Annotated in this window: 21 protein-coding genes and 1 pseudogene; 15 read left to right on the top strand and 7 right to left on the bottom strand. The window is 64.1% G+C overall.

Annotation, left to right across the window (positions count from 1 at the left end):
• Positions 1–126: 126 nt before the first annotated feature.
• Positions 127–3,819 carry a glycoside hydrolase family 97 catalytic domain-containing protein gene (locus tag ACODNH_RS09620; RefSeq protein WP_434531293.1) on the top strand — a complete coding sequence of 1,231 codons (3,693 nt, stop codon included), beginning with the start codon at positions 127–129 and terminating at the stop codon, positions 3,817–3,819.
• Here the strand turns inward: ACODNH_RS09620 and hisA are convergent.
• Positions 3,816–4,550, bottom strand: coding sequence for a 1-(5-phosphoribosyl)-5-[(5-phosphoribosylamino)methylideneamino]imidazole-4-carboxamide isomerase (gene hisA / locus ACODNH_RS09615; RefSeq protein ID WP_434531292.1), 735 nt, complete (start codon positions 4,548–4,550; stop codon positions 3,816–3,818). The genes ACODNH_RS09620 and hisA overlap by 4 nt on opposite strands.
• Before the next feature lie 110 nt (positions 4,551–4,660).
• Between hisA and ACODNH_RS09610 the strand changes: the two genes are divergently transcribed.
• From ACODNH_RS09610 to ACODNH_RS09580, 7 genes are all read left to right on the top strand, one after another.
• Entirely contained in the window at positions 4,661–5,533 is an 873-nt protein-coding gene (locus tag ACODNH_RS09610; protein ID WP_434531291.1) for a hypothetical protein, read from the top strand.
• Positions 5,534–5,685: 152 nt separating this feature from the next.
• Positions 5,686–6,843 (top strand): inorganic phosphate transporter, encoded by a 1,158-nt coding sequence (locus ACODNH_RS09605; RefSeq protein ID WP_306709718.1) that lies wholly within the window; start codon positions 5,686–5,688, stop codon positions 6,841–6,843.
• Positions 6,844–6,897: 54 nt separating this feature from the next.
• A complete protein-coding gene (locus ACODNH_RS09600) occupies positions 6,898–8,106 on the top strand; it encodes an inorganic phosphate transporter (RefSeq protein ID WP_434531290.1) in 1,209 nt (402 codons plus the stop codon).
• Between the two features lie 125 nt (positions 8,107–8,231).
• Positions 8,232–8,621 (top strand): ferredoxin Fer1, encoded by a 390-nt coding sequence (gene fer1 / locus ACODNH_RS09595; RefSeq protein ID WP_306709715.1) that lies wholly within the window; start codon positions 8,232–8,234, stop codon positions 8,619–8,621.
• A 102-nt stretch (positions 8,622–8,723) separates the two neighbouring features.
• Complete coding sequence (locus ACODNH_RS09590; RefSeq protein ID WP_306709713.1) at positions 8,724–9,749, top strand: A24 family peptidase; 1,026 nt, start codon at positions 8,724–8,726, stop codon at positions 9,747–9,749.
• 47 nt (positions 9,750–9,796) lie between these two features.
• Positions 9,797–10,159 (top strand): phosphoribosyl-AMP cyclohydrolase, encoded by a 363-nt coding sequence (gene hisI, locus ACODNH_RS09585; RefSeq protein WP_053966672.1) that lies wholly within the window; start codon positions 9,797–9,799, stop codon positions 10,157–10,159.
• Positions 10,159–11,310 (top strand): DUF7118 family protein, encoded by a 1,152-nt coding sequence (locus ACODNH_RS09580; RefSeq protein WP_434531289.1) that lies wholly within the window; start codon positions 10,159–10,161, stop codon positions 11,308–11,310. Before hisI ends, ACODNH_RS09580 begins: the two co-directional genes overlap by 1 nt.
• Here the strand turns inward: ACODNH_RS09580 and glmM are convergent.
• Positions 11,295–12,674, bottom strand: a complete 1,380-nt coding sequence (gene glmM / locus ACODNH_RS09575) for a phosphoglucosamine mutase (protein ID WP_306709707.1) — start codon at positions 12,672–12,674, stop codon at positions 11,295–11,297. The genes ACODNH_RS09580 and glmM overlap by 16 nt on opposite strands.
• An 86-nt stretch (positions 12,675–12,760) precedes the next feature.
• Here glmM and pyrE point away from each other — a divergent pair, with 86 nt between their 5' ends.
• Positions 12,761–13,312 (top strand): orotate phosphoribosyltransferase, encoded by a 552-nt coding sequence (pyrE, locus tag ACODNH_RS09570; RefSeq protein ID WP_306709705.1) that lies wholly within the window; start codon positions 12,761–12,763, stop codon positions 13,310–13,312.
• An 85-nt stretch (positions 13,313–13,397) separates the two neighbouring features.
• A complete protein-coding gene (locus tag ACODNH_RS09565; protein WP_306709703.1) occupies positions 13,398–13,646 on the top strand; it encodes a glutathione S-transferase N-terminal domain-containing protein in 249 nt (82 codons plus the stop codon).
• Positions 13,647–13,704: 58 nt separating this feature from the next.
• Here the strand turns inward: ACODNH_RS09565 and ACODNH_RS09560 are convergent, their stop codons facing one another.
• A complete protein-coding gene (locus tag ACODNH_RS09560) occupies positions 13,705–14,673 on the bottom strand; it encodes a transcriptional regulator (RefSeq protein WP_306709700.1) in 969 nt (322 codons plus the stop codon).
• A gap of 129 nt (positions 14,674–14,802) precedes the next feature.
• Between ACODNH_RS09560 and ACODNH_RS09555 the strand changes: the two genes are divergently transcribed.
• The 3 genes from ACODNH_RS09555 to ACODNH_RS09545 all read left to right on the top strand — a co-directional run bounded on the left by ACODNH_RS09555 (position 14,803) and on the right by ACODNH_RS09545 (position 16,792).
• Positions 14,803–16,068 (top strand): tRNA(Ile)(2)-agmatinylcytidine synthase, encoded by a 1,266-nt coding sequence (locus ACODNH_RS09555; RefSeq protein ID WP_306709698.1) that lies wholly within the window; start codon positions 14,803–14,805, stop codon positions 16,066–16,068.
• Positions 16,069–16,325: 257 nt separating this feature from the next.
• Positions 16,326–16,532 carry a hypothetical protein gene (locus tag ACODNH_RS09550; protein ID WP_306709696.1) on the top strand — a complete coding sequence of 69 codons (207 nt, stop codon included), beginning with the start codon at positions 16,326–16,328 and terminating at the stop codon, positions 16,530–16,532.
• A 56-nt stretch (positions 16,533–16,588) separates the two neighbouring features.
• The gene (locus ACODNH_RS09545) at positions 16,589–16,792 is read left to right on the top strand and encodes a hypothetical protein (protein ID WP_306709694.1); all 204 of its coding nucleotides are present in this window, start codon (positions 16,589–16,591) and stop codon (positions 16,790–16,792) included.
• Here the strand turns inward: ACODNH_RS09545 and ACODNH_RS09540 are convergent.
• Both ACODNH_RS09540 and ACODNH_RS09535 read right to left on the bottom strand, forming a co-directional pair.
• Positions 16,789–17,853, bottom strand: coding sequence for a pyridoxal-phosphate dependent enzyme (locus tag ACODNH_RS09540; RefSeq protein ID WP_306709692.1), 1,065 nt, complete (start codon positions 17,851–17,853; stop codon positions 16,789–16,791). The genes ACODNH_RS09545 and ACODNH_RS09540 overlap by 4 nt on opposite strands.
• Positions 17,854–18,048: 195 nt before the next feature.
• Positions 18,049–19,005 (bottom strand): succinylglutamate desuccinylase/aspartoacylase family protein, encoded by a 957-nt coding sequence (locus ACODNH_RS09535; RefSeq protein ID WP_306709690.1) that lies wholly within the window; start codon positions 19,003–19,005, stop codon positions 18,049–18,051.
• 99 nt (positions 19,006–19,104) lie between these two features.
• On the opposite strand from ACODNH_RS09535, the gene ACODNH_RS09530 reads away from it, so the two are divergent.
• Positions 19,105–19,365, top strand: coding sequence for a DUF7536 family protein (locus ACODNH_RS09530; RefSeq protein ID WP_434531288.1), 261 nt, complete (start codon positions 19,105–19,107; stop codon positions 19,363–19,365).
• On the opposite strand, the gene ACODNH_RS09525 is transcribed toward ACODNH_RS09530, so the two are convergent.
• The gene (locus tag ACODNH_RS09525) at positions 19,362–20,585 is read right to left on the bottom strand and encodes a potassium channel family protein (protein ID WP_434531287.1); all 1,224 of its coding nucleotides are present in this window, start codon (positions 20,583–20,585) and stop codon (positions 19,362–19,364) included. The two genes, ACODNH_RS09530 and ACODNH_RS09525, sit on opposite strands and share 4 nt — an antisense overlap.
• 234 nt (positions 20,586–20,819) lie before the next feature.
• Between ACODNH_RS09525 and citZ the strand changes: the two genes are divergently transcribed.
• Positions 20,820–21,965, top strand: a complete 1,146-nt coding sequence (citZ, locus tag ACODNH_RS09520) for a citrate synthase (protein WP_306709686.1) — start codon at positions 20,820–20,822, stop codon at positions 21,963–21,965.
• A gap of 193 nt (positions 21,966–22,158) precedes the next feature.
• Here the strand turns inward: citZ and ACODNH_RS09515 are convergent.
• Positions 22,159–23,792: pseudogene (locus ACODNH_RS09515) on the bottom strand (potassium channel family protein).
• Between the last annotated feature and the right edge of the window lie 265 nt (positions 23,793–24,057).

The raw sequence follows: 24,057 nt of genomic DNA, 5'->3' as shown, positions 1-24,057 counted from the left end.
TAGGCGTTCAGCCACCTCTCTATTTCGACTGTAACGCGATAGCGCGGTGGCATTCGACGACTCACTGATCAACTGGTACGTAATCTAGGTGAACTTTTATTATTGACCCACGGCAGAACCAACTCGATGTTTGAAGAAAGATCACAGCCCAAATCGAACCCGAGCCGCAGACAGTTCCTCGGTGGGGTCGGTTCGCTCCTCGCCGCATCGGCCTTCTCGGTCTCCGTCTCCGACGACGCTGCTGCACAGGTGACAGCGGGCGACGATTCGGCCACACAGACTGTCTCATCACCCGACGGGGCAGTAACACTCACCGTAGATGTCAGCGACGGTGTGGCAACATACGAAATTCTACACGAGGGGATGGCGCTCATCGGGAAATCCGAACTGGGCTTTGAGTTCCAGAATCAGGACGCGTTCCGTTCGGGACTTGTCGTGACTGGGAGCGAACGGACCGAGGTTGATTCGTCATGGACGCCAGTGTGGGACCGGTACGACGAAATCGAGGAGCAGTACACGGAGCTACGTCTGGGAGTTGCGGAGTCGTCCGGGCCGGAGCGGTTCGGGACGATCGTCTTCCGGGTGTTCGACGACGGTGTCGGCTTCCGGTTCATCTTTGGAGAGCCCTTTGGCGACCAGTTTGTCATCACGTCAGAGCGGACCGAGTACAACTTCGCCGGGGACTACACCTCCTGGTGGATCCCCAACGACTACAACAACTTCGAGGTGGAGTACGCCGAGACGCCGCTGAGCGAGGTCGCTGGCGAACTGGACGGCACTGGCTTCGACGGCGTCCACACGCCGATGACGATGCAGACCGACGACGACCACTATGTGGCCGTTCACGAGGCAGACCTGACAGATTACGCCTCGCTCGCACTCACGCCGTCGGACGGCGGCGATACAGTATTCGAGTCAACGCTCGCACCGCTACCTGACGGTACCAAGGTGTCAGCCTCGGCCCCGCACGTTACCCCGTGGCGAACGGTACAGGTCGGGACCAGCGCCGGCGACCTCATCGAGTCGAACCTCGTCGTCAATCTCAACGAGGACTACGACGAGGCGGTGTTCACGCAGGGTGTCGACTGGATTGAGCCGCAAAAGTTCATTGGCGTCTGGTGGCTGATGATTACCGGCCGAGCACAGTGGGAGTATCAGGGTCCACAGACCGGCAACCACGGCGCACAGACCGGGCGCGCCACGCAGTACATGGACTTCGCCAGCGAGCACGACATCCCCGGCGTCCTCGTCGAGGGCTGGAACGAGGGCTGGTCGAGCTATCCGGGCGATGGCAGCAGTTTCGATTTCTCCACACCGTATCCGGACTTCGATCTGGCGGCAGTGACCGACTACGGCGCGAGCCTCGACCCGCCGACCCAGATGACGATGCACAACGAGACGGCCGGTGACTTCCGGAACTACGAATCACAGCTCGACGAGGCATTTTCGTTGTACGACGAGCTGGGCATCCGAACGATCAAGAGCGGCTACGTCTCCGACAGCGGCGACCTTGCGGGCGAGAGTTACAGCCACCACAACCAGATACTGGTCAACCACCACACGCTGGTCGCCGAGACGGCGGCGGCCAACCGACAGATGCTCGATATACACGAGCCGATTCATCCGACCGGCCGCCGGCGAACCTACCCGAACCTGATGACCCGCGAGGGCGTCAAGGGCCAGGAGTACGACGCCTTTGGCGACGTGAGCCCCGAACACCACGTCACGTTCCCCTTCACACGGATGCTGGGCGGGCCGGTGGAGTACACGCCGGGCATCTTCGACATGGATTCCGGTTCTGGCGGCATCGAGACCACCCGTGCCAAGCAACTGGCGATGTATCCGACGTACTTCAGCGGCCTCCAGATGGCCGCCGACCTGCCCAGTTCCTACCTGGCCGACCAGCCGTCGATGACCGCTGTCGGCGAGGTCGCCCAGGCCGAATGGGGGGACCTCGACGGGTTCTCGACGGCCGCCCGCTGGGCCAACGCCCAGGGCGAGCAGTACGTCGCCATCGATCCCAACAGCGCCGCGCCCGGCGCGACCGTCTCATGGACCGTCGAGGACGCCAGCGAGGACGAGTACGACATCCACTTCCGGTACGCCAGCGATGCCGAGGAGAACGCCGTCGGTCCGGATACTGACCGCACCGCAACGGTGCTGGTCGACGGCAGCGAGGCCGGCCAGCTAACGTTCCCACCCACCGAGTACTGGGACATCTGGGAGAGCGTCTCGACGACCGTCTCGCTGTCCGGCGACGAGGACGAAATCGCGCTCTCGCTGACCGCCGAGGACACCGGTGGTTTCAATCTCGACTCGGTGGCCGTCACCGAGTCCGGCGAATCGACGCCCGAACCCGAGACCGCTCCCATCCGCGGTGAGACCGTCGACGCGTTCCAGTTCATCGAGGACGTGCCGGCCGCCGGCTGGGACGACACGCGCGTCATCGACGCCGAGATCGGCGATTACATGGTCACTGCACGGCAGAAAGACGAGGAGTGGTATCTCGGCGCGATGACCGACGAGGGCGGCCGCGCCGTCGACGTGCCCTTGGAGTTCCTCTCACCCGCGTCGGACAGCAATGGACGGGGGCCGGGGAACGACAACGGCAAGAAGAACGGAACGGGCAACGGCCCCAACGGCCCGAAGTACGTCGCCGAAATCTATGCCGACGGCATCGACGCGGCCTACGACGAGAACCTGACCGACGTTCGCATCGACGAGGCCATCGTCACACCGGGCACGACCCTGCTTGCGTCGATGGTCGGCAGCGGCGGGACGGCTGTCCGCTTCCGGCGCGCCACAGGTCAGGAGATCAACGACCTGCCGGAGTACGAGCGGCCCGAACAGGACGTCGATGTCGATATCAGCGCCGAGGTGTTCATTCAGGAGCCGTTCATCCAAGCCACCGGGCGCAACGACGGGGCGTTCATCGGTGGGACCACGGTAACGCTCCGCGTCGACGGCGAGGCCGTCGGGACGGAGAACGTCCGCTTCCCGCCCAACGCTAGCGACGCCACCTACGACTTCGGCTACAGCATCGACACGGCCGGCGACTACGACGTGGCGGTCACGCTCCCCGACGGCACGACGCTCGCAAGCGGGACAGTGACGGTCAAACCGCCGGCGACGGTGGCCGAACTCGCCGACCCGTCCGGCGACGACACCGGTCCCGGCGGGTACACGTATCCGACCAGCGGTGACTTCGAGGACGGCGCGTTCGACTTGGAGTCGCTGACTATCGAGCAGACGCCGAGCCTCCACCGCTTTACTTTCGAGGTGGCAAACCTCTACAACGCCTTCGGTAGTAGCCGCGGCTTCTCGCCGCAGTGGTTCGTCCTCTGGCTGCGCGACCCGACCGCCGACAGCGGGTCGACGAGTAGCCTCGACGACCTCGGCGCGAACGTCGACTTCGAGGACCCGTGGCAGTACCGCATCGAAATCAGCGGCTTCTCAAAGAGCGCGGTCGACGCCAGCGGCGCGGCGCTGACCGACGCCGACGGGGACGCGGTCTCACTCGGCGAGGCCGTCGACGTGGACGCTGGGACAGTCACGCTCTCTCTCGATAGGGAAGCCGTCGGCGGCACTGACGCGGAGGATCTGGAAGTCGTCGCGATGGTGCAGTCCGAGGACCGCGGGTCGCTACGGCCCGTCGCCGAAGAAGCCGAGGGCTACGTCTTCGGCGGTGCGAAGCCGGACGCAGTCGAGAACGCCCCGCGAATCATGGACCTGGCGACGCCTGAGGGCGTCAGCCAGTCCGACGCGCTAGCCTACAGCGCCGATTCGCGGGCGACGCTGCCGTTCGTCTCGCTCGATTAGCCCTCGTCGAGGGCGTCAATCGCCGCGTCGAGCGTGAACTGTCCCTCGTAGAGGGCGCTGCCGACGACGACGGCGGCGGCCCCCGCTGACCGGAGCGCCAGCACGTCGTCGATGGTCGCGACGCCGCCGCTGGCGATGACGGGGATGTCGACGCTATCGACCAGCCGGCGGACCGGCTCGGTCCGAACCCCGTCGAGCTGTCCCTCCACGTCCACGTCGGTAAACAGGATGCCGCCGGCCCCCAGGTCGGCGTACCGCTCGGCGGCGTCGGCGGGGTCCAGACCGGTCCCCTCGGTCCAGCCCGACACCACGACCTCGCCGTCCTTTGCGTCGAGGCTCACGAGGACACTGCCGGGGTGTTCGTCGCTGATTTCGCCGACGATTTCCGGCGTCTCGACGGCCGCCGTGCCGAGGATAACGCGGTCAAGCCCGCGGTCAAGCAGCGAGATGGCGTCCTCGGCGGTCCGGATGCCGCCGCCGAGCTGCACGTCCACGTCAGACCCCACCGCGTCGAGGACGGCGTCGATGGCCGCCGCGTTCTGTCGCTCGCCCTCGAACGCGCCGTCGAGGTCGACGAGATGGAGTGTCCGCGCACCGGCGTCGACCCATCGCTGTGCGGCCTCGACCGGGTCACCGTAGGTTTTCTCGGTGCCGCGTTCGCCGCCGACCAACTGGACCACCTGTCCGTCCTGCATGTCGACCGCGGGAACGACCTCGAAATCGGGATACATGGCCGTTGCTCCGGTGGCAGCCGTCGAAAGCGTGTCGGTCCGATACGTACAGTCGGCTGCCTGACCCAGTGTACCCCCATGCTTTTACGCTGTGATAGGAAAGGTCAGCTATGGTTATCGCAACAGCTGTCCTCACACCGCTCGCCCGTCGGCTCGAAGCAATCATGTTCGGGCGGTACGAGCGCGAATATCAACTCTTCGAACAGGCCGTGCTGGTCGTCGCTGTCGGGCTGGCGCTGGCCTGGGGACTGGCCGCGTTCGGTGTTTTGCCGCTCGGTGCTGGCACGGAGTCACTGCTTGCGACCGCTGCGAGCATCGCCATTTCGGCGTTCGTCGTTGTCGGCTTGCTACAGTTCCTCGTCCTCGCGAACGTTCTCGAGCGGACGAACGAGGATGTCGCCACCAAGGCCGCTGAGCTCGAAGAGGCAGCCGAGCAACTAGAGACGACCGCCGAAGAGCTGGAAACGACCGCTGACGAGGTCGAAACCGCCGCTGAAACGGTTGACGAGGCTGTAGAGGACGTCGAGCAGACAGCGGACGAAGTCGAGCAGACGGCCGACGAGGTGGAACAGACCGCGGGCGAGGTCGAAGAAACCGTCGACGAAGTTGAACAGACAGCCGAGGAGGTCGAGCAGACGGCCGACGAAGTCGAACAGACTGCGACCGAGACCGGCGATGAGGACGCTGCCGAGAAGGTGACCGAAGTCAAGGACAAGACGACCGAAGTCAAGGACAAGACAACGGAAGTGAAAGACAAGACGACTGAGGTCAAGGACAAGGCGACGGACGCGAAAGACAGGACGACTGAAGTGAAAGACAAGACGACTGAGGTCAAGGACAAGACCAGCGACGCGAAACAGACCGCTGAATCAGTCACTGACGAGGTCGAAGCGGCCAAAGAGACGGCGAGTGAGGTCGAGGAGACAGCGTCGGAAGTCGAGGAGACGGTGCCGGCTGACAACGGCGATGACGACCGCGACTGAGTGGCTGTGACGCCCGGCTATCCATTGGATAGCGAGGATTGTCTACGGGATGTCTGCGGTCTGAGATGACGAGACATCGCGACGCGAACCGTTTGACCCCGAGAGCGGTCACGAACGGTATTGTTTAGACCCGTCGGAGTTTGCTGTTGGACATGGTTTCGATTCTCTTCGCTGTTGGGCTTCTGGTTGCCATTTTCGTCGGTTTCAACATCGGTGGGTCCTCGACCGGTGTCGCCTTTGGTCCGGCAGTGGGGTCGGACACCATCGGGAAGGTCACGGCTGCCGCCCTGATGTCCTGCTTCGCGGTGCTGGGCGGCGCGACCGTTGGGACCGAGGTCATCGACACGATGGGTGGGCAGATTGTCCCGAGCAGCCAGTTCACGCTGCTTGCCAGCGTGACGGTCCTCTTCTTTGTGGGGCTGGCGCTGCTGGTTTCGAACCTCTTCGGTGTGCCCGCCTCGACGTCAATGACCGCCGTGGGCGCTATCGCCGGCCTCGGCGTCGCGAGCGGCACCATCGACTGGGACGTGATGGGGCGCATCGTCTCTTGGTGGCTGGTCGCCCCCATCATCGCGTTCTGGCTATCGGCGGTCGTCGGTCGCTACCTCTACCCGCATCTGGCGGCCCGCATTGTCTTCGAGACTGACGGGCCGGAGACGACCCGACGCGAGCGTATCGGGCAGTTCCTCGTTGTCGCCATTGGCTGCTATATGGCCTTTTCGGCGGGGGCGTCGAACACCGCAAACGCCGTCGCACCGCTGGTGGGTAACGGCTCGCTGGGACTGTACCCCGGCGTGCTTCTGGCCGGCGGTGCCATCGCCGTGGGCGCGTTCACCATCGCCCGGCGGACCCTCGATACGGTCGGCAACGACCTCACCGAACTGCCGATTCTCGCAGCGCTCATCGTCGAGACGGTAAGCGCGACAATCATAAGCCTGCTGTCGGCTGCGGGCATCCCCGCGAGTCTCGCGGTGTCAGCGACGATGTGCGTCGTCGGCCTGGGATGGGGCCGGGCGACCCGGACGACGACGTTGACCGACGCTGCCGGCGCGGCGGTCAAGGGCACGCCAGCCGCTAGCGGCGACGGCGGCGTCTCGGTCAACGCGCTCGCGGCCGACCACGACGAGGACAGCCCGTCGGCCGGCGGGGAGTCCGAGGTCCCAGGAATCGGCGAAGAGGCTCCCGAATCGGCGACCACCGCCGCCGACCTGTTCAACCCCGCAGCGACGGGCCGAGTTGTGATGCTGTGGATACTGACCCCAAGCATCTCGGCGGTCGCCTCCTATCTGGTCTTCCAGTACGTCCTCTAGTCGCCGCCGGACGCCAGACCGTGCCCTTTACTCCCCGCCACGTCTGTCCTACGTATGGTTGAGGTTCTCTTCGCGCTCGGCATCATCGTCGCTATCTTCGTCGGCTTCAATATCGGGGGGTCGTCCACGGGTGTCGCGTTCGGGCCTGCGGTCGGGTCCAACACGCTTTCGAAACTCTCGGCAGCGGCCCTGATGACGATATTTGCGATGGCCGGTGGGCTCATCGTCGGCCCGGCCGTCGTCCAGAGCCTGGGCAGTGACCTCGTCGCCACGCAGTTCTCGCCGCTGATCAGCATTGTTGTCCTGTTTTTCATCGGTGTCGCGCTGTTCCTTTCGAACGTGGTCGGGGTTCCGGCGTCGACGTCGATGACGGCCGTTGGCGCTATCGCCGGCCTGGGACTTGCCCGCGGGACGTTGAACGCCGCTCTGATGCTCGAAATCGTCTCATGGCGGCTCGTCTCGCCGATTATCGCCTTCTGGGTCAGCGGCGTTATCGGACGGTACTTCTACCCGACACTCGTCGAGTGGTTCGCCGTCTCACAGAGCGAAGGGTCGCTACTGGATTTCGATCGCTCTGGTGCGATTCCGCGGCCGGCGCTCGGCGAGAACACGACGCCACGTGAGTTCGTCGGGACCGTCGTCGTCATCGGTATCGGCTGTTACATGGGTTTCTCGGCGGGGGCGTCAAACGTCGCCAACGCCGTTGCGCCCCTCGTGGGCAACGGCTCACTGGAGTTGTACCCGGCTATTCTGCTCGGCGGCGGCGCTATCGGCCTCGGTGCGTTCACCATCGCCCGCCGGACGATGGACACGGTCGGCAACGACCTGACCGACCTCCCGCTGGTCGCTGCCATCGTCGTCGCGGCAGTCGCCTCAACCATCGTCACCTTCCTCTCTGCACTGGGTATCCCAGCGAGTTTCGTCATCATCGCCACGATGAGCATCGTCGGGCTCGGCTGGGGCCGTGCGACGCGAACGACGAGCCTTTCGGACACTGTGCAGGGCGAGTCTCCCGCCGCTTCCGTTGGTGCGCTGACCACTGACGCGGAGGCCGCGGACGCCCCGACTGTTGGCGGGAAAAAGGGGACGCCGAAGCAGGCAGAGACTGAGCCCATCGGTGAGGAGTCGCAGGAGGACATCCCGTCAGCGTCGGATCTGTTCGAACCCGGAACGACTGCCAGAGTGATCTTCCTCCAGAATGTCGTCCCCTCGATTGCGACGCTCGCGGCGTATCTGGTGTTCAGGTTTCTGCCGATCGCCTGAGCTAGAATCGGCCCCGAACAGCTGTCCTCGATTCACGACGAATCCCCGCGTTGTCCCTCATTATTTTGCACGATCTAAAACCGAAGGGCAAAGTCTAACAGGGCGGGGTTCGAACCAATCAGGTGATGCCCACGGTAGAGTACCTTAACTACGAAGTAGTGGATGATAACGGCTGGGACATGTACGACGACGACGTCTTCGCAGAGGCGTCAGATATGGACCTCGACGGTGAGGACTACGGGTCCCTCGACGTGAACGAAGGCGAGTACATCCTTGAGGCCGCTGAGGCACAGGGCTACGACTGGCCCTTCTCGTGTCGTGCCGGTGCCTGTGCGAACTGTGCTGCTATCGTCCTCGAAGGCGACATCGACATGGACATGCAGCAGATCCTCAGCGACGAGGAAGTCGAAGACAAGAACGTTCGCCTGACCTGTATCGGCAGTCCGGACGCCGACGAGGTCAAGATCGTCTACAACGCCAAGCATCTCGACTACCTGCAGAACCGCGTCATCTAACGCGGCTCCTGCAGCGCACTACACTTTCTTCTTCCAGCAGCAACTGCCACCGACAGCCGTCGTACCGGAACCATTAGGGGGGCCGCTGTACTGCCTATAGCCGTGCTCGGGTCGATACCGGACCTGCTTCGGCTGGTCGCCGTCCCGGTGTTCGGGTGGGCGGCCTACCGCGACGTGAAAACTCGCCGGGTGCCCAACCGGACCTGGACCCCGCTTGCCGTGCTGGCGGTCGTACTCCTGCTGTGGGACGCCTACACCGTCTGGACCGGCCCGACAGCAGTCGGCCAGCGGCTGTTTCTTATCAGGGTCGCGATCAGTCTCGGCTTCGTTATTCCGCTGTCGTACGGCTTCTGGCTCATCGGCGGCTTCGGCGGTGCTGACGCGAAGGCGTTCATGCTCATTGCCGTTCTCTTTCCCGTCTATCCGGTGTACTACCTGCCCATACCGAGCGTCGCCCTCCCGCTTCAGCAGACCGCTATCGGCGTCTTCTCGCTGACGATACTCTCAAACACCGTGCTTGCCGGTGTTGTCTACCCGCTGGCTGTCGCTGCCGGGAACCTCGCCCGGGGGCGATTTTCGCTGGCGATGTTCATCGGCCGGCCCGTCAATGCCGCCAACGTCACCGAGGAGTACGGTCGACTGCTCGAATCGCCCGATGGGTTCGACCGTGGTGGCCTCGACCTCGACGCCCTCCGGATGTACCTCCAGTGGCGCGGTTGCTCGCTCGCTGATATCCGTGCCGACCCCGAGCAGCATCGGCGTCCGGCCTCCCTCCCAGCGGTCCCGAACGACCCCGGCGACGGCTCTCTGGTGACCGATGACGGCGACCCGGCGTCCGGCGATGTGGCCGAACCGTCAGCCCACGTCGCCGGGGCCGATGGGGCGGCCCATCCCGACCAAACCGACGACCCGTGGGGTGCCGAGCGGTTCCTTGACGATATCGATCACTCGGCCTACGGTACATCGCCGGCCCAACTCCGCGACGGGCTGGATGTACTTGTCGAACAGGACGAGGTGTGGATATCGCCGGGGATTCCGTTCCTCGTCCCGATGTTCGCCGGACTGGTCGTCTCGCTCACCTATGGCGACGTGCTGTTCTCGCTGTTGCAGGCGGTCGGGCTGGCCTGACCCCTGACAGCAGAAGACCTATTTTGCGGACACACCTCGGCCCGAGTATGACCGACGTCGACCTCGCATTCGACGAGCAGGAGTACATCCCGGCGGTCGCGCAGGACGCCGACTCCGGTGAGGTGCTTATGCTCGCCTACGTCACCGAGGAAGCGCTCCGGAAGACCCGCGAGACGGGGGAGGCCCACTACTACTCGCGGAGCCGGGACGAACTCTGGCACAAGGGCGGGACGAGCGGCCACACGCAGGCCGTCGAAGAAGTGCGGGTCGACTGCGACGGGGACGCGCTGCTGTACATCGTTGACCAGACTGGCGGGGCCTGCCACACCGGCTACGAGTCCTGTTTCCACCGAACTGTCGATGGCGAGACGGTCGGTGAGCAAGTGTTCGACCCAGACGACGTGTACTAATGGCACGATCCGATACTGAGATCGAAAGCGGCGCGGGACCCCCCGACGCCGTGGCGGAACTCGAACAGGCCGCTGATGCGTACGCCCGAGCACAGGCGCGCGTCGAGAAAATCGGTGCGGACGCACTCCGTGACTGCCGTGAGATCTACCGTGAACTGTGGAATTTGCTCGAAAGCTACGACGGTCGGGCGACCGGCGGTGGTGACTTCGAGGCGTTCATGGAGTTTCAGGGTCAGGTCGGAACGCTGACCGACGACCTCCCAGAGGACCTGCCCGAACGGGAGACCTTCGAAGAAATCGACGATTTCCTTCAGCAGCGGCGGCTCACCGAGAGCGACTTCGAGCAGGCTCGCGAGATGCTCTCCCCTATCGGCGACCTCGTCGGGCGCCTCGACGAACTCGATGACGCACGTGAGCAGTACAAGAAAGCCCGAACGGACGCTGGCCGTCGACGCGACGAACTGAGCGACCGCATCGATGACCTCGAACGCCTCCAGCGGCTCGGCGACGCCGATCTCGATGCCCCGGTCGAGCACCTTCGTGAGCCAATCGAGCGCTACAACGACGCCGTCACCGAGGCGTTCACTGAATTTCGCCGCAACACGCCCGCCAGAGACGTGCTGGCGGTTATCGAGCGAGCGGACGCGTATCCGCTAGTCGAGTTCAGGTCCCCACCCGCAGAACTGCTGACGTACGTTCGCGAGCACGACGCCGGGACTGAGCCGATTCCGAAACTACTGGAGTACGCTGACTACTCCGCCTCCAAACTGGACCACTACGTCGACGACACCGCAGCGCTCCGCAGCACCGTCGCCACCCGGCAGACGTATCTTCGGCGGCTTGACGCCGAGCCGGTGCGGATCGACTGGCCGCCGCCATCGGCGACCGCTCTGCCATGGCTCTGCCAAGCGTACCGCTCGGTTGTTGCCCGCTTCGCCGATGAGTCGGTTGTCGCCGCACTCCGGGCGGTGCGTGGACTCGCGGAGCGAGACGACTACGAGCGGCTCCGGGAGAGCGCTCTCGCTCGCTCGGAACTCACAGAAGCCGAACGCGAGCGGCTGGCAAGCGGTGCTGTCGAACAGGAACTGTCGGCCGCCCACAAGGCCAGAGCGGCTATCGATGACGCGCTGGACACCTATTCGCCGCTGTAAGTATTTGTTTGCTGGGTCGCTCGGCTAACCATCGTTTCGGCGAGTTCCTCGGCGCGGTCAAGTGTGCGCGCTTCGGCGTAGACCCGGACAACGGGCTCCGTCCCGGACGGTCGGGCAAGTACCCAGCCGTCGCCGTAGTCGAGGCGGTAGCCGTCTGTCGTGTCGAGGTCGGCTGTCGCCTCGTTTGCATGGGCCTCGATGCCTTCGAGCATCGACTCGCGCTCTTCTTCGGTTTCGTATTCGAGGTTCCGCCGGACGTTGTAGTAGTCGTCGTAGTCCGCGGCAACCTCGCTTGCGGGCCGGTCAGCGACGAGTTCGAGGAACTTCGCGGCGGTGAACGCGCCGTCTCTGGCGATACGGTAGTCGGGGAAGAGGATGCCGCCGTTGCCTTCGCCGGCAATCGCGACGTGGGTCCCCTCGTTTTGGAGTTTGCGGATGCGACTGACGATATACGTCGAGCCGATAGGAGTCAGTGAGAGAGTCGCACCAGCGTCCTCGACGACGTCGACAAGTCGCTGGGAGGCATTGACCGCCGAGACGACGCCGTCGCCGGACTCGATTTTCGCCGCCGCAAGCGCGGCCAGCGCGGCGTCGCCTTCGATGTGTGTACCGGTCTCGTCGACGAACATCCCGCGGTCGGCGTCGCCGTCGTGGGCGAATCCGAGGTCGGCGTCGGTCGCGCGGACGAACGCCCGCAGGTCTTCGAGGTTCTCGGCGACGGGTTCGGGGTCACGGCCGGGGAAGTGGCCGTCGGGCTGGGTGTTGACGGTGTGGACTTCACAGCCGAGTTCGCGGAACAGGTCGGGGCTTGTAAGAGAGCCAGCTCCGTGGCCGGAGTCGACGACGATAGTGAGGTCGGCGTCGGCGATGCGGTCGCGGTCGACGGCAGCAAGCACCTGCTCGCGGTATCGGCGGCGGGCGCTCTCGATGGCGGTGTCTGACCCGACTGTCTCCCAGTCTGCGTAGTTTGGAGTGTCGTCCCGGAGCGACTGCTCGACGTGGTCGAGCGTGCTCCGTGTCAGTTCAACCCCGTCGGCGCCGATGAGCTTCACGCCGTTGTACGCGGCCGGATTGTGGCTCGCGGTAATCATCACGCCCGGGACGGCCTCACGCTCGCAGTAGGCCTGCAGTCCCGGTGTCGGCACGACGCCGAGGCGGTCGACATCGAACCCGACGGCCGTCAGCCCGCTTGTCGCGGCGTTGATAAACGTCCGCCCGGTCGTCCGCGTGTCCCGGGCGATCGCCACGCGGTCGTGGTCGTCACGCCAGACGTCCCCGGCGGCCTGTGCAACCCGAAGGACGTACCGCGGTGTCAGCTCATCGCCCGCGACACCTCGGACGCCGCTCGACCCGAACACTTGCATTCGAGCGAGTGTCTGAGGCGGAAGGGCTTAGGAATGTCGCTGTCTGAATCCAACAGTCATTAGCCCCGTGACCGTTCAGTGAGCGTATGGCAAACGACGAACTCATCGCGGCGCTACGAGACGCTGAAGCCGTCAAATTCGGGGAGTTCGAGCTCTCCCACGGCGGCACGTCGAACTACTACGTCGACAAGTATGTCTTCGAGACAAACCCGGACTGTCTGGACCTCATCGCCGGGGCATTCGCCGAGCGCATCGCCGACTGGGACACGGACGCCACCCTGGCCGGCGTCGCCCTCGGTGCGGTCCCGCTGGTCGCGGTCACTAGCGTCGAAACTGGGATTCCTTACGTCATCGCCCGCAAGCAGGCCAAGGAGTACGGCACGGGCAACCGAATCGAGGGCGACCTGACCGACGGCGAGGAGGTCATCATCCTCGAAGACATCGCCACGACCGGCCAGAGCGCGGTCGACGCCGCCGAGGCACTCCGCGAGGCTGGCGCTGTCGTCAACCGAGTGCTCGTCGTCGTCGACCGGGAGGAAGGGGCCAGCGAGAACCTCGCCGACCACGACCTCGAACTGTCCTCGCTCGTAACCGCGTCGGACCTGCTCGCCGACGCACCCGACGACATCGACGCGTAGCGCAGGTGGAACTGCTGCCGACGGTGCGCGGCTGGGACACACCACCGATGTGTTCTTGACGCTGGCTCGCCTATTTGCGTGTGCAATGGCCAATCTCGAACTCTACGAACTCGAAGGCTGTCCGTACTGTGCGAAGGTAATCAAGAAGCTCGACGAACTCGGACTCGACTACGAGTCCCACATGGTCCCGCGGTCCCACGGCGACCGGACCGAAGTCAAGGAGGTTTCGGGCCAGACCGGTGTTCCGGTACTCATCGACGAGGACAACGGCGTCGACGGAATGCCCGAATCCGACGATATCGTCGAATATCTCGAAGAGACGTACGGACAGTAAACCCGGCGCTTACGCTGTTTCTCGTTTTCATTTGGCAACGAAGACTGATAGCGCCCGCTCAGGCCACTTCTTCGCGGTCCTCGCCGCGCTCCATAATCAGGTCGCGCAGATCGATGGCGTCCTCGATGTTCTCCATCTCCTCTTTCTCGATGAGCGCGGTCCCTTCGACAGACTCCCGCCGGAGTTCGTCGACGACGTACACCGACCGGGTCCGGGTCACTTCACCGACCGACGACATGATTCGCGCTCGCTTTTCGGCGGTTTCGGTGAACGCCGAGTGACCGGCAAGGACCTGCCCATGCTCGTCGTCGCTCTCGTTGACGCTCTTGAACGGCGCGCGGTCCGTCGGGTGGACCTCGAACCCGATGCGGGTGAACACTGTCACAATCGGCTCGTCCTCCGGCGCGACATCAGGATCGTCCGGTGTCGGCTCGTCGTCACGAACTTCCTCGGCGCCTTCGAGGACGCTCACCGGCGAGGTCAGCGGCGCGTCGAACAGGTCTTCGAGTTCGGCGGCCACTTCGACGGAGGCGTCCATCCCGTCCTCGTATTTCGAGACTGTCCGCCGGGAGACGCCCAGCTCTTTCGCCAGACGGCCAAGCGACCAGTCGCGGTTCTCGCGCACGTCGGCGAGGATTTCGGAGTCGATGTTGACGTAGAGTCCGCCCGGCGCGGCGTAGATGAGTGGCGGGACCTCTTCGACGAACAGGTCCATCGCGGTGTCGGGTGACAGCACGGGGACGCCGTGCCGGAAGTAGACGACACCAGGTTTCAGTTCCTCGTCGCGCGTTCGGAGGCCAATCACGATCGGGGTAGCATTCAGATACGTGCCCAGTCGCCGCATCTCGCCTCCGGTCTGTGCGTCGAAGGCGTCGATGTTGCCCAGTATCTTCAGGAGCAACACGTCCTCACCGCGACGGGCAGCGATGTCGAAACTCTTCGGCCGAATCGCACAGCGGTCGCTGACGAGGAAGCCAGCGTCTTCGAGCATCGCCATGACGTTTTCCACCAGCGCCGACCGTGACATAGTACTCTGTACCTCTACTGAGTCTAGCCCGCTCACCCATTATATGTATTGCGCCGTCCGTTGACCTCTCAAGCCGAATCGAGGGCCCGTGACGAAAGGCGTTTGACCGCTTCGGGGCTACACCGTAGCGTGACCGTCGTCGGCCTCGATGATACGGACTCGCGCGAACGGGGAATGTGTACGACCTACGCTGCCGCGACCCTCGCCGAGTCGATCCGGAACGCTGGGGGGACTGTCGAGCGACTGCTCCTCGTCCGTCTGAACCCCGCCGTCGAACACAAGACTCGCGGGAACGCGGCGTTAGCGGTGCATACGGACCTCGACCCCGACAGAGCGCTTGGACTGGCCGAGGATGTGCTCGACATGGCTGAGACCGACGACCCACGGACCAACCCCGGCGCTATCGTCGCCGACTGCGACCCCGACGCTGTCCCACCGCAGGTCGCAACGTTCGCCCGTGAAACAATCCGGTCCATACAGGACCCGATGGCCGCGACGACGCTAGCTGACGTGGTGGGGTTCGCTCGCTGCCAGCGGGGCAACGGCCGCGGACTCGTCGGCGCGCTCGCGGCGGTCGGAGCCTGGGCCGCGCTGTCGGACTGGACCTACGAACACATCGCCTACCGGGAGCAAGACCGGTGGGGCACTGAGCGGGCGGTCGACGGCGAGAGCGTCCGCGCCGCGGCCGAGGAGTACTACCCGGACGTGTGGGACACTGTCGACCGAGAGTCGGGCTATCCGGTTTGTGTGCCGCGGACACCGTGTCCGATTCTCTACGGGATTCGCGGCGACGACTCAACCGCCTGCCGCGCCGTCGCGGATGCAATCGACAGCGAACCCATCGCCCGCCGAGCGATGTTCGTGACGAACCAGGGGACCGACGTACATCTACAGGATGCGACAGTCGACGCGGTCACGGCCGACAGCGCCTACCGCGTCACCGGCCATGTGGTCGAGGCCCCCGAAACGCGGGCGGGGGGACACGTGTTTTTCACCCTCGAAGGCGACGGCGCGACCCTCGACTGTGCGGCCTTCGAGCCGACAAAGGGCTTTCGCGACCGGGTTCGTTCGCTCAAAGCCGGCGACCGACTCACCGCCTGTGGTGAAGTGAGCGACGGGACGCTCAAACTGGAGAAGTTCGCGGTCCGGGACCTCGTTCGGACGGAATCCGTTACACCGGACTGCCCGGACTGTGGCCGGTCAATGAAATCCGCCGGCCGGAACCAGGGCTATCGGTGTCGGGACTGCGGGACCAGCGCTGATGGCAAGACTGAGGAGTCCATCGAGCGGGGACTGGAACGCGGGTGGTACGAAGTCCCGCCGGTCGCGCGCCGCCATATCGCGAAGCCGCTGGTCCGTGGCGGGTTCGATGCGCCAACCCACCCGTCTCGCTGAGACGGAGTTATCTCGGGTTACCGGTCCATCTGCACCTCGGGGCCGATACTATCCCGAAGTAGGCGCCACCAATTCGCACGCGACGTGATCTCGTCGTGTACACTTCTCGCCCAGCGATCGATTGCGGCTCCAGTTGTGTCTGCTATCTGGTTCGAACTGGCTACCGGTCAGTAAGCACCACGAATATTCCGGTAATACGGGGATATATCCCGATTTAGACTACGGATAACAATATTGCTATACTGTTATCTGCGGCCATGTGCCCTGAGCGGTCAGATGCCCGGCAGCAAAATACGACGGACGGCGAGGCCACCGAGAAACTATTGACTGTCGAACACGAGCCGGCTGCGGGTGGCGGCCAGCGTTCAATCTTGTATCCGCCCGGCAGTACGGGCTCCGAACTGGAAGGGAACTGGCTGGCTGTTTCGTCGGACCTTCTCGTCTCTCTCGACGACGTTCAGTAGCCCTTACACCCGATAACCGACAGGTAACAATAATAACACCTGTCGTGAATCGGAACATGGACTCCGATACCCGGTCGACGAGCGAGGTGACGGCAGCGGCTGACGCTGACGAGGAAACGCTGCCTGCCGTGGTACGCTCCCGTCCCGACGGCAGCGAGCGACTCATCTGCTACGCGCCAGATGTCGACACGACAAATGTAGAGGATCAGTGGCTCTCCGTTGATGCCGACTTTCCAGTATCGACGCTGTTGATGCGCTAGTCGTTTCGCCCGGTCAACGCGACAACCACGTCGTCACCGTCCTGGAGTTCTCCCCGCTCTCTGAACTCGGGTAGCGCCGCTGTCGCCGTCGCACACGTCGGCTCGACGTGAAACCCCGCTGCACCGAGCCGATCTCGTTCCCGCTCCGTTGCCGCCGCGGAGACGGCGACGGCGGCACCCTCGGTCTCGTTGATAGCGTGCCGTATTTGCCGGCCGCGTGGCGGGTCTCGGATGTGGATCCCGTCGGCGAGGTCATTGGCGGCAGCGTCATCGGGTGTATTCCCCTCTTCGTCAGCGATGGGACTGTACCCGACCGCTTGCGTTCCCAGTATACGCGGGATAGCGTCCGTCCATCCAGCTTGCTCCAGCGCCTGAAATCCGCGGTAGAGGCCGAGAAACAACGTCCCATGACCGAGCGGCGTGACGACGGCGTCCGGAACGCTCCAGTCCCGCTGGGCGGCGATTTCGTAGGCGGCTGTCGCTGTCCCGGCGAAGAAGGCAGGATTCCAGGCGTGGCTGGCATACCAGCCCGCCCCGTTCTCTACAGCGTCGATACAGGCTTCGGTTACGGACTCTCTACTCCCCTCAACTGGAACCACGTCCGCACCAGTCCGCTCGATGCGGCGAACCTTTGCGTCCTTCGCGCTCGTGGGGACGTATATCTCCGCGTCCAGCCCTGCCCGCGCCGCGTAGGACGCAACCGCCAGCCCGGCGTTGCCCGAGGAGTCTTCGAGCACGCGGTCGGTTCCGACGTCGAGCGCTTCGGCGATGACCGTCGCGGCGCCGCGGTCCTTGAAACTCCCCGTCGGGTGGAGATACTCTAGTTTGAACGTGGCGTCCCACTCGGGCGCGTCGACCAGCGGCGTCCAGCCCTCGCCGAGGCTGACTCGCTCATCCATCGGGAGGAACTCGGCGAAGTCCCAGACGCCGCTGGTCCGTGAGAACTGGCCCGGTCGGCTATCGGGCAGCGGCTGCGTGGCATAGTCGAGCGGTGCCCCGCAGGAACACCGCCAGGGTTCTGCACGCGGATACTCCCGGTCGCAGGCACTACAGGTGCGCATAGATGCACTGGAGCACCCATCGTTCAAAAACCGGCGGCATCTCCGGCCACAGTAGTCGGTGTCTGTGGCCGCGGCGGAGCGAACAGAGCGGCGGCCGGGCGGCCGTTCCGTCGGCCGCCACGGGGAAAGGCAGGTCTGTGAGCGGGCATACGCAGCGCTTTGTGCCACGCGAACCCCCGGATAAAAACGCGAGTCCTAGTAGGTATCGATGTTCGTCCCGACCGAGCAGACGTACTCGCCGGTCGCGACCTGCGGGAGCCGGCGGGCACGCCAGAACACGCCACTGGAGTCGGCGGTGATTTCGGCCTTCGGATCGCCGAACACATCGGTCACTTCGAACAGCGTCTCGCCGCGGGCGACGCGGTCCCCGAGGTCGGGTTTGAGGTCGATGAGGCCGCCGACGGGAGAGCCGTACTGTTCGAACCCGGAAGCGCGGGTCTGCGGGCGCGTATCGTGGTGGCCATCGAGGAAGCCGTAGTAGTGCAATACGTTGAAGATGCCGTCGACGCCGCGCTGGATGGAGTTTTCGTCCCACCCGACACAGCCGCCGAGTTCGGGGTCGATTGTTGGCACGCCCTCGTCAGGGGCAGCGCGAGCCAGCTGTCCATCGGGACCTTTCTGGTCGAGGATGTAGCCACAGCCAAACACTTTCGCGAGTTCGAGACACTCCTCGTGGAGGCGATGCCGGGTGCCACACCGGACCCGCACCTCGTCGATCATCTGCGAGGTCGACCCCTGATGCAGGTCGAGCACGTAATCAGCGCTGATGGCGGCGTTGAACGTCGCCGCGGCGATGCGCTCGCTCGATGTCCCTGTTTTATCGCCCGGATACGCCCGATTCATCTTCGTGTCGTCGACCGGGTTGCGGTGCTCGGCGACCTGGAACGCGTGGTAGTTGACGACGCCACAGACCAGAATCGTCCCCGATAGCTCCATCGGGTCGAGCTGTGGGAGCGTCCGCTGGATGACGCCGACACCGTTCAGCTCGTCACCGTCGCTGGCCGCCTGTATGTAGAGCGTCCGTCCGTCGTCGACACCGTTGACGACGGCGACCGGTAGCCCGAACGTCGACCCGTCACGGGTCTCACCGACCTCCAGCCGCCCCGTGTCTTTCTCACCGGGAGCGGCGGTCGCCGTACCGAAAGTAACCATTGTTCCCACGTTTGCCTTGGGAGCCTTTACTGGTTCGGATTTCGCCAACAGTTGCGCCGGACCGACGGCATCTTGGGGCCGCCGACCCTATCGGCAGCTGTGTCCCAGTCCGAGCCACAGAGCGGCAAAGCGGCGATGGTCGCGGCGCTGAACGTGCCACGCAACGCGAAAATCGGCTTTGTGCTCGCTGGCCTGTTCACGGCGGGGCTCTTCGCCCTGTTCGTCCTGCCAGGGGCCCAGCGGCCGATTGGATTCTACGTGGCGCTGGCGTTCGTTCTCGTGACGTCGCTTGGTGGGCTGCTGACAGCGCTGTTCACGGCCGTATCGGCCGTGCGACTCGCCAGACAAGTAGAGAGCTAGGCGTCCTTTGCTAGGTCCGTAAGCCGGTCGCCGCCGGTTCGAGTCCCCTTTGCGATGAGTACGTCGCCCGTCTGAATCTGCGTTTCCGGGCCCGGTGAGACGACCCAGTCGCCTCCCTCGCGGCCGGTCCGCTCGCTCTCCCCGGCGCCGCGCCGTATCGCGATGATCCGCATGCCCGTCGCCGTCTTAACTTCCGCGTCGCCGATGGTCGTCCCCGCAAGGTCGCTATCGGGGTACACCGTCGTTCGGACGATGATCTCGTCGGATTCCTGAACAGCTTCAGCGACGACCGGATGCGTCGACAGCCCTCGCAGGACACCCTCGCTCATTTCCAGCGCGGCGTCGGAGACGACCTCCGTCGACCGGGCCAGATGGACGAGGCCCCGCAGGGAGACTGGGTCGTCGATGTCGGCGGCGGCCCGGAGCGTCCAGGCCTCGAACCGTGACTGCAGCGCATCGACCTCGGCTTCGAGTTCGACGACTTCCTCGGCGACCTCCGTGCTGTCGAACAGAACCGCGCCGTAGGCCAGGTCGACGGCCAGTTCGCCCATGTCTTTCATCAACACGATGGAGTCAACGGCCCGCTCGAGGTCTCGAACGCCTCCTTCCGGTGGCTCCGGCGGTTCGTACACCTCGCCCATCGCGTCCTGATACACTTCGGAGATACCGTCCTCCGGCCCCCGGAACAGCGCCACGTCGCCCGTTTCAAGGCGCGTCTCCCGGTCGGGGTTGAGCAACCAGTTCCCCTGCCGTCGGATCGCCAGCGCCCGGACACCCGTCTCGGTTTCGAGATTCAAGCTCCCCAACGTCTCATCGGCTAGCGGAGAGCCTGAACCGATCGTCGCCCGCACGAGCGTCTCGACGGCCTCGGGCAGGGCCGCCCGCATTGTATCCGGCAGGCCAATATCTTCTAGCACTATTTTGGCGATGTCGCCGGCGGCGTCACTGATCTTCTCAGCGGCCCCAACCATCCCCAGAACCGGGGCGAGCGATTCCGCGTCCGCCGTCGACCGGCAGGCCATCAGGAGACTCATGCGCGCGCGCAACTGGAGCACGTCCATTTTCTCCTCTAATTCCAGCACCTCCGCAGCCACGTCGTCGCTACCCAGCAGAACAGCCGAATACGAGAGGTCAATGAGCAACTCGGCAGTGTCTTTCATCTCGGCCAGCACCTGCTTGACGCTGACCGGTTCGTACTCGACCGTCCCTGTCGGGTCCATAGCCGCCGGTTCGATGGCCCCGAGCAAAAACGTTCCTCACTGTGTGGCGAGATAGCGCGCCCCGATATGTGTCGTGACTGGCCGTTTGCACACAAGTGTGGGTGATATGCTGGGACACCAGCCCGGATTTGACGGGAAGCTGCTGGACAGTCGTCCAATAACTGTTCTCTGACATTGTGCCACACACGCTCAGAAAGAAAATGTTTTTCCCGGAAGGTAGGGAACTGATTGCGTATGTCCGACGACCTCAAGAAGGGACTCGAGGGTGTCATCGTCGCCGAGTCCGAACTCAGCGTTATCGACGGCGACGCTGGCAAACTCGTGTATCGGGGGTACACCATCGAGGACCTCGCAAAGGGTGCCAGCTACGAAGAGGTGCTGTACCTGCTCTGGCACGGCCACCTGCCGAACCGGGACGAGCTCTCCGAGTTCAAGCAGGCAATGGTGGACGCACGCGGCGTGGACGACAATGTCATCTCGACCGTGCGACAGCTCGCCGAAGCGGACGAGAACCCGATGGCAGCGCTCCGGACTGCGGTGTCGATGCTCTCGGCGTTCGACCCTGCGCCCGAGGACGCCGAACCGACCGACGAGACGGTCAATCTTGAAACTGGACGGCGGATCACGGCTAAAATCCCGACAATCATCGCGGCGTTCACGCGCATCCGCGACGGCAAGGAACCCGTCGAACCCCGCGACGACCTCGACCACGCGGCGAATTTCCTCTACATGCTCAATGGTGAGGAGCCGGACGACGTGCTCGCCGACGTGTTCGACCAGGCGCTTGTGCTCCACGCAGACCATGGCCTCAACGCCTCGACGTTCTCGGCTATCACGACGGCGTCGACGCTGTCGGACGTTCACAGCGCGGTCACCTCCGCTATCGGGACGCTGAAGGGACCGCTGCACGGCGGGGCGAATCAGGACGTTATGGAGATGCTAAAGGAGGTCGACGACGCCGAATCTGACCCGCTCGACTGGGTCAAGAACGCCCTCGACGAGGGCCGCCGCGTCTCCGGCTTCGGCCACCGCGTCTACAACGTCAAGGACCCGCGCGCGAAGATTCTCGGCGAGCGCTCGAAGGAACTCGGCGAGGCCGCCGGGACGCTCAAGTGGTATGAGATGTCGACCACCATCGAGGACTACCTCATGGAAGAGAAGGGACTGGCCCCGAACGTCGACTTCTACTCGGCGTCGACCTACTACCAGATGGGTATCCCCATCGACATTTACACCCCCATCTTCGCGATGTCCCGGGTCGGTGGCTGGGTCGCCCATGTCTTCGAGTACATCGAGGACAACCGCCTGATCCGACCCCGCGCCCGCTACGTCGGCAAGAACACCGACGAGACGGAGTTCGTGCCGCTGGACGAGCGGTAGGACGCCCCCGCTGTCAGTCGTCACTAACCTGTTACTACCGCGTGGCCGCTTGCGAAGGCGAAGAAGGGAAGCGAGACGAGCATACCGCGGCCTTGGTCGCGGTTTCACGCGAATCGCGAGGCGATTCGCGCTTTTTTCGCCCACGTTTTTCGAGGAGTGGTCGCCGAAGGCGACCCGACGCTGAAAAAGGTGGTTAGCCAAACACCGACTTGAACCGCGTCACGCCGTCGTCGGTGCCGGCGATGACGAGCTTATCGCTCGGTTCGATAGTCACGTCAGGACCGAGGTCGGTGATGACGGCGCCGTTGCGCTCGATGGCGACGACTGTACAGCCTGTCCGTGAGCGGACATCGGCCTCGCCGATCGTCGTATTTCCGAGGCCGTTAGCGGCGACGCGGATGACCTCGACTTGCTGGTCCATCGAGATAACGTCCTCGTCTTCGAGAATTGTGGAGGCAAGCATCCGGCCGCTGACCGTTGACAGCGCAAGGACGTAGTCAGCGCCCGCCCGGTACATTTTCTGGACGTTCTCGCTTTCCTCGGCACGGGCGATGATTTCGACGTCCGGGTTGAGGTCACGGATGACAAGTGTCGCGAACTCGGTATCGGTGTCCTCCGACAGGGCGAGAATAACCGTTCTGGCTGTGCCAACGCCAGCGTGTCGTAGCTCTTCGGGATCTGTCGCGTCGCCGACGACATCGACGCCCTGTGCGTCGGTCTGATCAAGCACCGTATGCGGCACCCCGGCGTTCGTAAGCGCTGACGTGATCGTCTGGCCGACCTCGCCGGCACCGATGATTACCGTCTCTCCGCGGCGGAAGCCACGCACGCTGGAGAGGGTCAGCTGTTTGAGCTGCTCCAGTTGGGACTCAGTCCCCGACACCAGTAGGACTGTACTACCGTCAAGCTCGGCGTCGGGGTCGGGCGGACTCACGAACTGGCCACGGAACCACGCGCCGATGACATTGACGCCGGTCTCCTCGCGGATGCCGCTGTCGGCCAGCGTCGTTCCGACGAGATCGCTCCCGCGGTGGATTGGCAGTTCGGCGATGTCGAAGTCCTCGCCGATCTCTATCGAGTCCCCGAGCGTCGTCGAGACGCCGGTCGTCACCTTGCTCGCGAGGCTCTCGCCGAGCAGTCCGCGCGGCGATAGGACGGCGTCGGCGCCGGCGAGGTCGTGGTACTTCGCGCGGTCGGGCTCCTTGACAACGCTGACGGTCTGGACGGACTCGTCGACCTCGCGGGCAGTGAGGATGATACTGGTGTTGACTTGGTCGGACGCGTCAGCGACCAGTGCGCGGGCGGATGACAGATGGGCTCGTTCGAGTCCATCGACGGACTGTGGGTCGGCGTGGATGACATAGTACCCGTCTTCATAGAGGTCGTTAGCCCGGTCCCGGTCTGGTTCGACGATGACGTAGTCAACGTCCCAGGTGTCGAGTTCGGTGACGAGCGTTTCACCGCGGGGGAGAACTGACAGATAACGACATGATCGCTGAGGCCGTTCTCGACGGTGTTCGGAGCTTTCGTCGCCATCGCCTCTTCGAACAGCGGAAACAGCAACACCGGAAGTGCGAGGAAAATGAGCACGACGCCGGTGATATCCATCACGATGACGAGCAGCCGCATCTCCGTGGTGCTCCATGGTGCGTCCGAGCCGTACCCGGTCGTGGTGAACGTTTCGACCACGACGCGAAGCGACCGCAGGAACGGTTGCGGATCGTTTTCAAACGCCACCATTCCGTAGTCGTATGCAAACGCATACCCCAGAATGATGCCGCCAAGCGCGACGATATACAATAGCGTCCGTCGCAGCCAGGTATCCATCTACTACGTTCTGGGATACCGAGTGTAAAACAGTTCTGTCCGGCTAGCCGACGGTCGCGTCCTGTGACGAGCAGTAGCGGTGCGCAACTCTACCCGGATGCTGTCTTGCACTTTCACTTTCACCGCGCTACGACGGGATTTAAGTCAATCGCGTTCGTTCTCCCGCGTGCAGTCACACGCTCCCCCTTTCCGTTTCAGGCCACTACCCGTGTAGTTGCAACTGTAACATCTGCCGAGACTGCATAGTCGGCCCACAGTATAACAT

This window comes from Haloarcula sp. NS06 (assembly GCF_051122755.1).
Lineage (GTDB): Archaea > Halobacteriota > Halobacteria > Halobacteriales > Haloarculaceae > Haloarcula.
Note: the sequence above shows the minus strand (reverse complement) of the source record. Positions and strands in the feature narration are given on the sequence as shown.

Coding starts and splice junctions, on each gene's coding strand:
- ACODNH_RS09535 (WP_306709690.1), bottom strand. CDS start 19,005: ATGGTTACTTTCGGTACGGCGACCGCCGCTCCCGGTGAGAAAGACACG.
- ACODNH_RS09565 (WP_306709703.1), top strand. CDS start 13,398: ATGGCCAATCTCGAACTCTACGAACTCGAAGGCTGTCCGTACTGTGCG.
- ACODNH_RS09605 (WP_306709718.1), top strand. CDS start 5,686: ATGGTTTCGATTCTCTTCGCTGTTGGGCTTCTGGTTGCCATTTTCGTC.
- hisA (WP_434531292.1), bottom strand. CDS start 4,550: ATGTATCCCGATTTCGAGGTCGTTCCCGCGGTCGACATGCAGGACGGA.
- ACODNH_RS09560 (WP_306709700.1), bottom strand. CDS start 14,673: ATGTCACGGTCGGCGCTGGTGGAAAACGTCATGGCGATGCTCGAAGAC.
- glmM (WP_306709707.1), bottom strand. CDS start 12,674: ATGCAAGTGTTCGGGTCGAGCGGCGTCCGAGGTGTCGCGGGCGATGAG.
- ACODNH_RS09610 (WP_434531291.1), top strand. CDS start 4,661: ATGGTTATCGCAACAGCTGTCCTCACACCGCTCGCCCGTCGGCTCGAA.
- citZ (WP_306709686.1), top strand. CDS start 20,820: ATGTCCGACGACCTCAAGAAGGGACTCGAGGGTGTCATCGTCGCCGAG.
- ACODNH_RS09600 (WP_434531290.1), top strand. CDS start 6,898: ATGGTTGAGGTTCTCTTCGCGCTCGGCATCATCGTCGCTATCTTCGTC.
- ACODNH_RS09550 (WP_306709696.1), top strand. CDS start 16,326: ATGTGCCCTGAGCGGTCAGATGCCCGGCAGCAAAATACGACGGACGGC.
- ACODNH_RS09525 (WP_434531287.1), bottom strand. CDS start 20,585: ATGGACCCGACAGGGACGGTCGAGTACGAACCGGTCAGCGTCAAGCAG.
- ACODNH_RS09545 (WP_306709694.1), top strand. CDS start 16,589: ATGGACTCCGATACCCGGTCGACGAGCGAGGTGACGGCAGCGGCTGAC.
- ACODNH_RS09540 (WP_306709692.1), bottom strand. CDS start 17,853: ATGCGCACCTGTAGTGCCTGCGACCGGGAGTATCCGCGTGCAGAACCC.
- pyrE (WP_306709705.1), top strand. CDS start 12,761: ATGGCAAACGACGAACTCATCGCGGCGCTACGAGACGCTGAAGCCGTC.
- fer1 (WP_306709715.1), top strand. CDS start 8,232: ATGCCCACGGTAGAGTACCTTAACTACGAAGTAGTGGATGATAACGGC.
- ACODNH_RS09620 (WP_434531293.1), top strand. CDS start 127: ATGTTTGAAGAAAGATCACAGCCCAAATCGAACCCGAGCCGCAGACAG.
- hisI (WP_053966672.1), top strand. CDS start 9,797: ATGACCGACGTCGACCTCGCATTCGACGAGCAGGAGTACATCCCGGCG.
- ACODNH_RS09580 (WP_434531289.1), top strand. CDS start 10,159: ATGGCACGATCCGATACTGAGATCGAAAGCGGCGCGGGACCCCCCGAC.